Here is a 12,818-nt window from a genome sequence, read left to right on the forward strand (position 1 = left end):
CCCTTCAGGGGCGCGCGAAGGCTTCCAACAGATGCTGGAAGACGCGGGCCGCCTGGAGGATCTCCGCTAAGGCGATATGCTCGGCCGGGGTGTGGGCGAGGGACAGATCCCCCGGACCGAAGACCACCGCCTGGGCCCCGAAGCGGGCGAAAGGCTCCGCATCGGTCCAACTCGGCATCCCGCTCTGGATCGCCGGAAGCCCGACCGTCTCCAGGGCCCGGGCCATCGCCTGCACAAGGGGGGCCTCCTCCGGGGTCTCAAAGGGGGCCGAGAGGTCAACGATCTCCCAGGCGACCGGATACCGGGCCAACACGCCCGCGATTTCCTGAAGGAAACGGTCCCGAGGGATCCCCGGGAGCCATCGGAGATCCAGGTGCAGCAGGCAGCGCTCTGGGATCACCAGCGCCCGTTCCCCCCCCTGGATGAACAGGGGGGTCACCGCCCCCTGTCCGATCCGGGGATGCTCCGCCCGCATCACCGGAAGGGCCTCCAGGTCCCGCAGGAGCCCCAAAGCCTCCCGGATGGCGTTGCGGCCGCCTTCCACCACGGAGCCATGGGCGGCCCGCCCCCGGACCTCCAGGGCCAGTTCCAGGGTCCCAGCCTCGGCGACCCCAATGGTGAGCCCAGTGGGCTCCACCGCCACCACCATCTCCGGCCGGCACCCCCGGGCGAGGGCCTCCGCCCCTCGGCCCCGGTTTTCCTCGTCCACGGTCAGCGCCAGCGTGATGGGGGAGTCTGCCAGCTGCCCGGCCCCCAGCGCTTCCACGGCCAGGAGCACCGCCACCAGCCCACCCTTGGCGTCGGCGCTCCCCAGCCCATACAGCATGCCGTCCCGCTCGACCGGCCCGACGGGCCCGGCACCCCCCTGGGGGGGCACCGTGTCCACATGGACGTCGATCAGAAGCCGGGGACGGGGCTGGGGGTTGACCACCAGGTTCGGCCAGGGATGGCCGGGGACCGGGAAGGCCGCCACCGGGAACCCTCGCGCTCGGAGCCAGCCCTCCAGGAAGGCCAGGATCTCCCCCTCCGCGCCGCTGGGGGAGGGGATGGCGATCAGTTGGGCGAGCAGCCGCGCCGCCTCCGCCATGCCCACCACACCCAAGCCCCCTTACGTCCGATACCGCCCGTTGATGGTCACGTAATCGTGGGAGAGATCGCAGGTCCAGACCCAGTCCTCCGCCTCCCCGAGCCTCAGGTCCAGGATGACCTGGAAAGCGGGCGCGGCGAAGACCGCCCGGGCCTCGTTTTCCAGATAGGGGACCGGCGCTCCGCGATCGAACAGGAGCAGGGGATGACCGTCGCCGCGCCGGATCCATAGGGAGAGGAGATCCGGATCGAGGGAGACGCCGGCGGCCCCGGCGGCGGCGAGGATCCGCCCCCAGTTCGGGTCCGCGCCGTAGAAGGCGGTCTTGACCAGGGGCGAGGCGGCGATGTGCCGGGCGATCCGCCGGGCCTCCGCGCGGGTGCGGGCGCCCTGCACCCGGATCTCCACGAACTTGGTGGCCCCCTCCCCGTCCCGCACGATGGCCTGGGCCAATTCGACGCAAAGGCCGGTCAGGGCCTCCCGGAAAGCCGGCTCGGTGCGGGCGTCCAGGGCAAGGCCCGAGGCCCCATTGGCCAACAGCAGCACCGTGTCATTGGTGCTCTGGTCCCCATCGACCGTGATCCGATGGAAACTCTCCTCCACCGTCTCCCGGAGCAGCCGGTCCAGACGGTCCGGATCCGCGGCGATGTCTGTGGTGATCAGGGCGAGCATGGTCGCCATGTGGGGATGGATCATCCCCGCCCCCTTGGCCATCGCCCCTAGAGTGACCGGGACGCCGTTCAGGTTCAGCTGGCGGAAGGCCATCTTGGGCCGGGTGTCCGTCGTCATGATGGCCCGCGCCGCCGCCTCGCCGCCCCCCTCGGAGAGGGCGGCCACGGCCGCCAGCAGGCCGGCCCGAAGACGGTCCATCGGCAGCGGCACCCCAATGACGCCTGTGGACATCACCAGGATGGCCTCGGGGGGGACCCCCAACAGGAACCCCGCCGTCTCCACCAGCGCATAAACGTCCGAGAGGCCCCGGGGGCCAGTGCAGGCGTTGGCGTTCCCCGAGTTGATCACCACCGCCCGGAAACCCCTCTGACGGCGGGCCAACAGCGTCTGGTCGTAGCGGACCGGGGCGGCCTTCACCCAGTTGGTGGTGAAGACCCCGGCTGCGGCGCACGGCCGGTCGCTGAACACCAGGGCCAGATCCAAGGCCCCGCCGGCTTTGATCCCGCAGGCCACGCCGGACGCCCGAAACCCCTTCGGCGCCGTCACGCTCATCCTTCCCTCCCCGTAACGAGGCTGCTGGCTCCTCCGGTTTCTATTTACAAACCGCTCCGCCAGGCAGCGAGGGCACGGGGAAACCCAAGGGCAGGCTCCCTTGACAACGACAGGCCCTTGGGTTAGAGTAACCTTGCTCCATCGATTCCATGGATGGGAATTTCCCCATACGGGGGATTGAATGGGTTCCACCATTCTATACATTGAAGACAATTTCGAAAACCGACTGCTGGTCCGGCGGATCCTGGAGGCGGAGGGGTATCGGGTCGTGGAGGCGGAGGATGGGCCCAGAGGGTTGGCGCTGGCCCAGTCCATGCGCCCCGACCTGATCCTGGTGGATCTTCATCTCCCCGATATCGACGGCTACGAACTGGTCCGCTGGTTCAAGCAGATGCCCCACCTCCAGGGAGTCCCCATCATCGCCCTCACCGCCGATGTGATCCGAGGGACGCGGGAGCGGGCCCTGGCCACCGGATGCGACGGCTATATCCCCAAGCCGATCGATGTGGACGCCCTCCCGGCGCAGATCGCCGCCTTCCTGAAGACCGAGGAGGCCCGCCATGGCCCCTGAGCCGATCCGCGCCCCGGTCTCGCCACAGGAGGCTACCGTCCTGGTGGTGGAGGACAACCTCCAGAACTTCGTCCTGATCGCCCGGCTGCTGGGCTACGTGGGGGTTCGCGAGATCCAATGGAAGGCCTCCGGCTGGCAGGTGCTGGAGTTCGCCAGCCAGTTGCCCCGCATCGACCTGATCCTGTTGGACATCCACCTCCCCTACGAGGACGGCTATCAGGTGCTGCGGCAGATCCGCGCCCATCCCCATTTCCAGGGAACCCGCGTGGTGGCGGTGTCCGCCGAGGCCACCGAGGACAACATGCGGCGGGCCCGGGAGGCCGGTTTCGATGGGTTCATCGGCAAGCCCATCGATCCCGACGCCTTCCCCGAGCAGATCCGGCGGATCCTCGCCGGCGAGGAGGTCTGGACGCTGGGCTGAGGAGGGGAGCCATGGTCACGCTGGACTGGAGCGCCTGGCCGCTGCGCTGGAAGTTCCTGGCCGGCTTTTCGCTGGTGGTGCTGGTCAGCGTGGTGGGGATGGTGGAGGTGTTTGGACGCGTGATAGAGGATGCCCTCCACCGCCAGATCCTAGTGGAGTTTCGGGACCTCGCCCGCACCCAGCGGGCCGCCTTGGAGAAGGACCTCTGGCATCAGCTTGAGGTCCTGAGCATGGGGGCGGAGGAGGAAACCCTCATCTCGACCGCCATGGATCGCTCCCTCACCCACGCGGATCCTGTCCAGCGGGCCTATGTCATCCAGCAAGAGGCGCTGCTCTGGTCGCTGGGCTCGGACTCCGCTTTGCGGCGACGGATCCTCCAGAGCCCGGCGGCGGAGAAACTCCGGGACCTCCGCGGCCGCCTCCAGGGCCATCTCCATCTGATGCTCACGGATGCGGATGGCGCCCTCACGGCCGCCACCGAGCCCCCCCGGGCCTTCCGCTTCGATCAGGAGCCGTGGTGGAAGGCGGCATGGAACCAAGGCCGCGGCGCCCTTTACATCAGCGACTTGACGTTCGACGAGGATCTCCAGACTTCGGTGGTCTACCTGGCCGTCCCGGTCTATCGCCGGGACACCCGCCAGGCGATCGGGGTGCTGCGGAGCGCCTACGGCGCCTCCCAGATCTTCGGGATCCTCAGCCAGTTCCGGTCCGGGCGCACCGGGCGGGCCCTTCTCCTGGACCGTGACGGGGTCGTGTTGATGGACCCGCTGGGGCTGCTTCATCGCTCCCAGCTGATCACGGCCCTCCCCGTCATCCCCCCCGAGGGGGTGGCCTCCACGCCGGATTTCCTGGTGGCCTACAGCCGGGTGGGACCCGAGATTTCCCATCGGCTGCCCTCCCTGGTCGATCGGGGCTGGGTGTTGGCTGTTATCCAGGGGGAGGAGGAAGCCCTAGCCCCGGTCCGGCGCCTGGGCCAACAGGCGTTGCTCTGGGCCCTCGTGCTGGGCGGTGCCGCCGTGGCCCTTTCCTTTATGGCCGCCTCTTCCCTGACCCGCCCCCTGGCCCAATTGACCGAGGCCGCCCAGCGCCTAGGCGCTGGCCAATTGGGCGTCCGGGTCCCCATCCCCTCCCGGGACGAACTGGGCCTGCTGGCGGAGACGTTCAACACGATGGCCATACGCCTCCAGGACCTCTATCAGAACCTGGAGCGCCGCGTCCAGGAGCGGACCCATCAGTTACAGACGGCGGCCGAGATGGGGCGCCTGATCGCCTCCACCCTGGATCTGGAGGAGCTCCTCCGGACCGCCGTCCACCTCATTCGGAATCGCCTGGGCTACTACCATGTCTCGGTGTTCCTCCTGGACGAGGCTGGCGAATGGGCCGTCCTCCGCGAGTCCACCGGCGAGGTGGGGAGGCGATTGAAGGAGCGGGGGCACCGGCTGGCCGTCGGGGGGCAGAGCCTAGTCGGCTGGGTGGCGGCGAACCGGCGCCCTCGGGTCGCCCAGCGCACCGCCGAGGATCCCATCCACTTCAAGAACGAACTGCTCCCGGAGACGCGGGCAGAGGCTGCCCTGCCCTTGAAGATCGGCGAGCGGGTGATCGGCGTACTGGACGTCCAGAGCACCTTGGAGGAGGTCTTTGAGCCCGGCGCCCTCTCGGTCCTCCAGATCGTCGCCGATCAACTGGCGGTGGCGGTGGAGAACGCCCGGCTGTATGCCCAGGCCCAGGCCGCCCTGGAGGAAGCCCAAGCCCTGTATCTGGCCACCCGCGACCTCACCGCGGCGACCTCTGTGGAGGAGGCGGCCCGCACCTTGCTGACCCACCTCCCCGCCCATGGGGTGGACCGCTACGTGTTGACCCTGCTGGAGAACCCGGAGGCCCAACCGGAGGAGCGGGTCCTGGAGGCCCGCCTGATCTGGGATCGGGAGCGGGGCCTCTTCACGGAGCCCCGGCGCTACACCCCGGCCGAACTGCCCTTCATCGCCAGTCCGCCGACCCGCGATCCGATCCTCATCCCCGACGTGGCGGCCGATCCCGGGCTGGACGAAGTCAGCCGTGCTTTCTACTTGCGGCACCGCGTCCGATCGATCGCCTTCTTCCCGCTCTGGTCCGGGGAGCAGTTCTGGGGTTGGCTCATCGCCCAGGGCACGCAAGGGCCGCTGATGCTGGAGGAGCGGACGCTCCGTCGGCTGCAGACCCTGGCCGACACGGCCGCCGTGGTGTTGCAGAACCGCCGGCTCTTCGAGGAGCTGGATCGTCGCCTGCGCGAGCAGACCCTGCTCTACGAGGTCGCCTCGGCCCTGGTAGAGGCCACCCCTGACCAGGTGGAGTTCCTCAGCCGGATCTGCCGGGCCTTTACCGTGGCCCTAGGGGCGACCAGCGCTTATGTGAACCGGGCCACCGCGGACGGCCTCCATTTCGTGGTGTTGAGCGAGTTCTACGCACCGGACGCCAGGCCGGAGGAGCGGGTCGCCGACCTCGGGACCTACTACCGCTACGAGGACTATCCCTTCTATGCCCAGATGCGCTGGACCCAGCAGCCGGCGGTGCTCCGTCGCAGCGAACTGGAGGCCCAGGGAGCCCCTGAGGCGGACCTCCTGGCCCGCTACGGGGGGCGGACGGTGCTGCTCATCCCCCTGACGGTGGGCGACCAATACTACGGGCATGTGGAGGTGTGGGACAGCCGGCGGGAGCGATGGTTCAGCGGGGAGGAACTCCGCCTGGCGCAGGCCCTCGCCCATGGCGCGGCCCTGGCCCTCCAACGGGCCGAGCTCTTTCGGGAGACCGATCGGCGCGCCCGCCTGTTGCAGGCCGCCGCCGAGGTCAGCCGGATCACGGCCACCATCCTGGATCCGGACCGGCTGATGGCCGAGGCGGTGGAACTCATCCGGGAGCGCTTCGATTACTACTATGTGGGCTGGTTCGTCCCGGACGCGGAGGGCCGGTGGATGGTGCTGGCGGCCGGCACCGGCGAGCCAGGCCGTATCATGAAAGAACGCGGGCACCGCCTGGAGATCGGCGGCCAGTCCATGGTGGGCTGGGCCGCCCAACACCGTCGGGCCCGCATCGCGCTGGACGTGGGGGCGGACCCGGTCCGGTTCGCCAACCCCCTGCTCCCGCGCACGCGCTCTGAGATCGCCCTCCCGATGATCGTGCGCGGCGAACTGGTGGGGGTCCTGGACATCCAGTCAGAGCAGGCAGCGGCCTTCACCGAGGAGGACATCCAGGCCCTCCAGGTGATGGCCGATCAACTGGCCACCGCCTGGCAGAACGCGCGACTCTACGCCCAAGCCCAGGCCCGGGCTCAGGAACTGGATTTCCTCCACCGCCTGGCCCTCACCTTCGCCCGCTCCCTCCACCTCACGGAGATCCTGGAGGCGGTCTGTCGGGCCTACGTGGAGGCGCTGGGAGCCGACCACAGCGGCGCGGCCCTCTGGGAGAAGGGGAAGGGCTATGGGGTGGTGGTGGCGGAATACCCCGCCCGCGGCTTCCTCAGCATCCGCATCCAAGTGGACAACGCCTTCACCCGCCAGGCGATGGAGACCGGGGAGCCCCAGTGGGCCTGGGATGTCCTCCAGGACAGACGCCTGGAGGCCACCGGGCCGCTCCTCGCGGACCTCGGCATCCGATCCATCGCCATCGTGCCCCTGGTCGCCCACGGCGAGGTCATCGCGACCGTGGGCCTGGATTACATGCGCGACCACCACGCCTTCACTCCGGAGGAACTGCGTCTGGCCCACACCATTGCCCAGCAGGCGGCCATCGCCCTGGAGAACGCCATGCTCTACGAGCAGGCCCAGCGACAGACCCGCCGCATCCAGACCGCCGCTGAGATCTCCCGGACCATCGCCAGCGTGCTGGAGGTGGAGACCCTCCTCCAGCGGGCGGTGGATCTGGTGCGAGAGCGCTTCGATTATTACTATGTCGGCGCCTTCCTTATGGATCCATCCGGCGAATGGGCGGTCCTGCGGGCGGGCACCGGGGAAGCCGGCCGCCGCATGGTCGCCCAGGGGCACCGTCTCCGGGTCGGCGGGGAATCCATGGTCGGCCAAGCCTGCGCGCGCCGCCAGCCGGTGATCGCCCAGGACGTCCAGGAGGCCGAGGCCCGCTATGGGAACCCGCTGCTCCCCGACACCCGTGCCGAGATGGCGTTGCCCTTGATCGTCGGCGATCGTTTGCTGGGAGCCCTGACGATCCAGGCCGACCGCCCCCACGCCTTCATCCCTGAGGATCTCGCCGTCCTGGGGATCGTGGCCGACCACCTGGCGGTGGCCGTGCAGAACGCCATGCTCTACGAGGAGCAGAAGCAAACCGCGGAGCGCCTGCGGGAGCTGGACCGCCTCAAGACCCGGTTCATCGCCAATATGTCCCACGAACTGCGCACCCCGCTGAACTCCATCATCGGGTTCAGCCGGGTGATCCTCAAGGGGATCGACGGGCCGCTGACGGACCTGCAGCGTCAGGACCTAATGGCCATCTACAACGCCGGCCAGCATCTGCTGGGCCTGATCAACGACATCCTCGACCTCTCCAAGATCGAAGCCGGCAAGATGGAGCTCCATTTCTCCGAGGTCGACATGCGGGAGATCATCCGCGGCGTGATGTCCACCGCCGTCGGCCTCACCCGGGACAAACCGATCGAGCTCCGCCAGGAGGTCCCGGAGGACCTCCCGCCGGTCTGGGCCGACGCCCAGCGCGCCCGCCAGGTGCTGCTTAACCTGGTCTCCAACGCCGCCAAGTTCACCGACCAGGGCTTCATCGCCGTGCGGGCGTCCGCCGACGCCCACTTCGTGACCATCAGCGTCCAGGACACGGGCATCGGCATCCCCAGGGAGAAACAGGAGGAGATCTTCCAGGAGTTCACCCAGGTGGAGAGCGGGACGACCCGGCGATACGGAGGGACCGGGCTGGGCCTGGCCATCGCTCGCCGGTTGGTAGAACTGATGGGCGGGCGGATCTGGGTAGAGAGCGAGGTGGGCAAGGGATCGACGTTCTACTTCACCCTGCCTCGGGCGCGCCCCCAGGCCCGGGAGGCCCCCGTCGCCGGCCGACCGCTCATCCTCTGCGTGGACGACGACCCCGGCGTCATCACCCTCTACCGGCGTTACCTGGAGAAGCACGACTTCGAGGTGGTGGGCCTGACCGATCCGCGGGAGACGCTGGAGATGGCACGGCGGCTCCGCCCGGTGGCCATCACACTGGACATCCTGATGCCCCACAAGGACGGCTGGGCCGTCCTCCAGGAACTGAAGGCCGATCCAGAGACCCGCGCCATCCCCGTTATCGTCTGCACCATCGTCGATGAACGGGGGCGCGGCTTCAGCTGGGGGGCGGCGGAGTACCTGGTCAAGCCCTTCACCGAGGAGGAGCTCCTCGAGGCCCTCCAGCGGGTGGACGGCCGCCCGCGGCCCCTGCGCGTCCTGGTCATCGATGACTCCGAGGACGACCGCCGGCTGATCCGCCGTGTCCTGGAGAGCGCCGGCGGCTACCAGATCCTGGAGGCCCCCGGTGGCCAAGAGGGGACAGCCATCGCCCGCCGGGAGCGGCCCGACCTGGTCATCCTCGACCTCATGATGCCCGGGATGGACGGCTTCATGGTGGTGGAGGCCCTGAAGGGGGATCCGGAGACCCGCGCCATCCCCATCCTGGTGCTCACCGCCAAGGCCCTCACCCCGGAGGATCTGGAACGGCTCAACGGACAAATCGAGGCGCTGCTTCAGAAGGCGGGGATGGACCCCGAGGCCCTGCTGCAGGAGATCGTGGAGATCGTGCGCCGGGCAGCCGCCGAGCGGGCCGGCGATCGCGCCTGACCCCCGTTGCGTTCCTAGATCGATCATCGTATCCTTAAAAAGGCTGGGCCGCTCTCCGGGGGACACGAGGGGGGCCGCGACGGCCCGTCCATGAGCGCCCGGACGCCTTCCGAGGTCGACCGATGGAGCACTGGGGAAAAACCCATCCCGGGAAGAACCCGTTCCGCCCGGACGATGCCCCCGGAGGCCGTCCGTAGGGGGTGGTTGCCGGCCATCCCGCGGGCTGCAGGCCCGCGCGCGACGGAATCGGGGCCGCCCACCCGGCAGGCGGCCCCGATTCCTTAGAGGGGATCGGCCTTCTCCAGCGATAGGGATCCGGAGGGAAGCGTATGCTGAAGACCCATGGCTGCGGCGAGTTGCGCCCCGCCCACATCGGCGAGCGGGTGACGTTGGCCGGTTGGGTACATCGGCGGCGGGACCACGGCGGTCTGATCTTCATCGACCTGCGGGACCGCAGCGGCCTGGTGCAGGTGGTGAGCGATCCCTCCCGCTCCGCCGCCGCCCACGCCGTCCTCGACCAGGTCCGCCTGGAATACGTGCTCCAGGTCCAGGGTGTGGTGCGACGCCGCCCGGCCGGGGCCGAGAACCCCCACCTGCCCACCGGCGAGATCGAGGTGGAGGCCCACGAGGTGGCGATCCTGAACCCCGCCCGGCCTCTCCCCTTCTCCATCGATGACGACGGCCGCCGCGTCGACGAGACGGTCCGCTTGCGCTACCGGTATCTGGACCTCCGCCGCGCGCGCATGCAGCGGAACCTGATGCTGCGCCACCAGACGACCCGGGCCATCCGGGACTACCTAGACGCCCGGGGGTTCGTGGAGGTGGAAACGCCGATCCTGATCAAGAGCACCCCGGAGGGCGCCCGCGACTTCATCGTGCCTAGCCGGCTCCACCCCGGCAAATTCTACGCCCTCCCCCAGTCCCCCCAGCAACTGAAACAACTGCTTATGGTCGCCGGCCTCGAGCGCTACTATCAGATCGCCCGCTGCTTCCGGGACGAGGACCTGCGGGGCGACCGGCAGCCGGAGTTCACCCAACTGGACCTCGAGATGTCCTTCGTGGACCGGGAGGACATCCTCCAGTTGATCGAGGGGTTGTTGATCGAGGTCGTCCGGCGAGTGACCCCCCACAAGCGGTTCCACACCCCCTTCCCGCGCCTGACCTACGCGGAGGCCATGGCCCGCTATGGCTCCGACAAGCCGGACCTTCGCTTCGGCCTGGAGCTGGTGGATCTCACCGACGTGCTTCGGGAGAGCGAGTTCGAGGTCTTCCGGGCCGCCGCCGCCTCCGGCGGCCAGGTGAAGGCCCTGCGCGCCCCGGGCTGCGCCGGCTACAGCCGTCGGGAGATCGAAGAATGGAACGCCTACGCGCGGTCCCTGGGGGCAAAGGGGCTGATCACCCTGGCCTTCACCGGCGACGGCATCCGGGGGGCAGCGGCCCGTTTCCTCCGGGAAGGAGAGCGGGCGGCCGTCGCCGAGCGGACCGGGGCGGCGGCAGGGGATCTGGTGTGTATCGTGGCGGACGCGCCGGAGACGGTGGCCAAGACCCTGGGCGGCCTGCGCCTGCTCCTCCGGGATCGACTCCGGTTGGCCGACCCCGACGAGTTCGCCTTCGCCTGGATCCTGGAGTTCCCGATGTTCGAGTGGAACGAAGAGGAGGGACGCTGGGAGGCCATGCACCATCCGTTCACCTCTCCCATGGACGAGGACCTCGACCGCCTGGAGAGCGACCCCGCCTCGGTGCGGGCCAAGGCTTATGACATCGTGTGCAACGGCTACGAGATCGGCGGCGGCAGCATCCGGATCCACCGGCGGGAGATCCAGGAGCGGGTCTTCCGGCTGCTGGGCTACACCCCCGAGCAGGCCCAGGCCCGCTTCGGACACCTGCTGGAGGCCTTCGAGTTCGGCGCGCCACCCCACGGGGGCATCGCCCTGGGGCTGGACCGGCTGGTGATGCTCCTGGCCGACGAACCGAACATCCGCGAGGTCATCGCCTTCCCCAAGACGGCCAGCGCGGTGGACCTCCTCTTCGACGCACCTTCCGAGGTGGACGAGCGCCAGTTGCGGGAACTCCACATCCGAGTGGTGCGGGATGCGGCGGCCGGGGCCCACGCCGCCGGCGGATGAGGGGGCCGCCGTCCCCCTTGCCCGAACCCACCGCCTTCGATAAACTAAAAGCAACCCAGGCTGGCGGCAGGACATGCCCTGGTGCCTTCCTGACCTCTAGAGGGTCAGGTTGAGGTCCCCTTGAGGAGAAGCCCGTGAGCGAAGAAGCACTCAGAAAGATCCGCATCGTCTGCATCGAAGACGATCAGGACATGATCGACCTCATCCGTTTGATCGTCACCCGACGGGGCTACGAGTTGGTCGGATGGGCCACCGGCGGACGGGAGGGGATCGAGGTCATCCGGCGGGAGAAGCCGGATCTGGTTCTGCTGGACCTGATGATGCCGGACATCGACGGGTGGGAAGTTTATCAGCAAATGAAGGCCGATCCCGCGCTCCGCCACATCCCCGTCATCGTGGTGACCGCCCGGGCCCACAACGTGGATCGCGTCCTGGGCCTTCACATCGCCCGCGTAGACGATTACCTGACCAAGCCCTTCGGGCCCTCCGACCTGATCGCCAGCATCGAACGGGTGATGCGCCGCGTGTCCGCCCGGAAGCCGGATGCGGAGTGACCCTATGGCGTCGCGCTCCCTGGTGGCGGAGATCTTCGCCATCGGGAACGAGTTGCTGCTGGGGGAGGTCCTCGACACCAACACGGCGTGGCTGTGCCGCTACCTCAGCGGCCTGGGCGGCCGCGTGCGACGGGCGGTCCTGCTGCCGGACGACGTGGAGGCCATCCGGGCCGAACTGGAAGGGGCCCTGGGGCGGGCTCCAGATCTCCTCTTCACCACCGGCGGGCTGGGCCCCACCGAGGACGATCGGACCCTGGCCGCCGTCGCCCAGGCCACGGGGTGTCCCCTGGAAGAGCATCCCCAGGCCTTGGAGATGGTGGCCGAACGCTACCGGGCGCTGGCCGCGGCAGGGTTTGTGGCCGACGCGGAACTCACGCCGCCGCGGCGCAAGATGGCCCGGCTGCCCCGGGGCGCCATCCCCCTGCCCAACCCGGTGGGGGCCGCCCCCGGCGTCCTCCTGGAGCAAGGCCCCACGACCTTGGTCTGCCTCCCCGGCGTCCCGGAGGAGATGAAAGCCATCGTCCAGGGCCCCCTGGCGCCGTTCCTGCAGGCCCGTCTCGGCCGTGCCGGTTTCGCCGAGATGCGCCTGATCGCCGATTGCGGCGACGAATCCCGGCTGGCTCCCTTGCTGGAGGAGATCCAACGCCGCGCCCCGCAGGTCTACATCAAATCCCGGGCCCGCGCCTTCGGGCCGGGGGTCCGCTTGCAGATCTATCTCTCCGCCACCGCCGCCAACGCTCAGGAAGCCCGGGCCATGGTGGAAACGGCGGGCCAGGCGATCATGGAGAGCCTGGCCCGCGCGGGCATCGCGGTCACGCCTGCGCCATGAACGGCGACGACGAAGGGAGCACCGCATCCTCGCCTGGAGGCCGCCCATGCCCCCGGCGCGGGGATGTCTCCATCTTGCGGAGCGGAAAGGCGGTCGGCCATGTGCCCACGAGCCCGCCCCATCGCCGCGGCCGGGCTGGGCGTTCTGCTCCTCCTGGCCGCCTGCGGGGCCCCAGCGGCTTCCCCCACCCCCACGCCGC

General features: G+C 69.3%; 8 protein-coding genes. 6 read left to right on the forward strand and 2 right to left on the reverse strand.

From position 1 onward, the window contains the following. Window positions 1-4: 4 nt before the first annotated feature. Window positions 5-1,087 carry a M20 family metallopeptidase gene (locus tag C4313_RS09305; protein WP_352429594.1) on the reverse strand — a complete coding sequence of 361 codons (1,083 nt, stop codon included), beginning with the start codon at window positions 1,085-1,087 and terminating at the stop codon, window positions 5-7. A gap of 21 nt (window positions 1,088-1,108) precedes the next feature. Further along, on the reverse strand, window positions 1,109-2,308 hold the full coding sequence (gene argJ / locus C4313_RS09310; RefSeq protein ID WP_352429587.1) for a bifunctional glutamate N-acetyltransferase/amino-acid acetyltransferase ArgJ: 1,200 nt from the start codon (window positions 2,306-2,308) through the stop codon (window positions 1,109-1,111). A 181-nt stretch (window positions 2,309-2,489) separates the two neighbouring features. Here argJ and C4313_RS09315 point away from each other — a divergent pair, with 181 nt between their 5' ends. The 6 genes from C4313_RS09315 (at window position 2,490) to C4313_RS09340 (ending at window position 12,619) form a co-directional block, all read left to right on the forward strand. Then, window positions 2,490-2,879 (forward strand): response regulator, encoded by a 390-nt coding sequence (locus C4313_RS09315; RefSeq protein WP_352429588.1) that lies wholly within the window; start codon window positions 2,490-2,492, stop codon window positions 2,877-2,879. Then, the gene (locus C4313_RS09320; RefSeq protein ID WP_352429589.1) at window positions 2,869-3,300 is read left to right on the forward strand and encodes a response regulator; all 432 of its coding nucleotides are present in this window, start codon (window positions 2,869-2,871) and stop codon (window positions 3,298-3,300) included. The genes C4313_RS09315 and C4313_RS09320 overlap by 11 nt, the downstream gene beginning before the upstream one ends. A gap of 11 nt (window positions 3,301-3,311) precedes the next feature. After that, window positions 3,312-9,110, forward strand: coding sequence for a GAF domain-containing protein (locus tag C4313_RS09325; RefSeq protein ID WP_352429590.1), 5,799 nt, complete (start codon window positions 3,312-3,314; stop codon window positions 9,108-9,110). 329 nt (window positions 9,111-9,439) lie between these two features. Then, the gene (gene aspS, locus C4313_RS09330; protein WP_352429591.1) at window positions 9,440-11,236 is read left to right on the forward strand and encodes an aspartate--tRNA ligase; all 1,797 of its coding nucleotides are present in this window, start codon (window positions 9,440-9,442) and stop codon (window positions 11,234-11,236) included. Window positions 11,237-11,370: 134 nt separating this feature from the next. Continuing rightward, window positions 11,371-11,790, forward strand: coding sequence for a response regulator transcription factor (locus C4313_RS09335; RefSeq protein ID WP_352429592.1), 420 nt, complete (start codon window positions 11,371-11,373; stop codon window positions 11,788-11,790). A gap of 4 nt (window positions 11,791-11,794) precedes the next feature. After that, window positions 11,795-12,619 (forward strand): competence/damage-inducible protein A, encoded by an 825-nt coding sequence (locus tag C4313_RS09340; protein WP_352429593.1) that lies wholly within the window; start codon window positions 11,795-11,797, stop codon window positions 12,617-12,619. Window positions 12,620-12,818 lie beyond the last annotated feature (199 nt).

The sequence above is a fragment of the Thermoflexus sp. genome, from assembly GCF_040289485.1.
Classification (GTDB): domain Bacteria; phylum Chloroflexota; class Anaerolineae; order Thermoflexales; family Thermoflexaceae; genus Thermoflexus.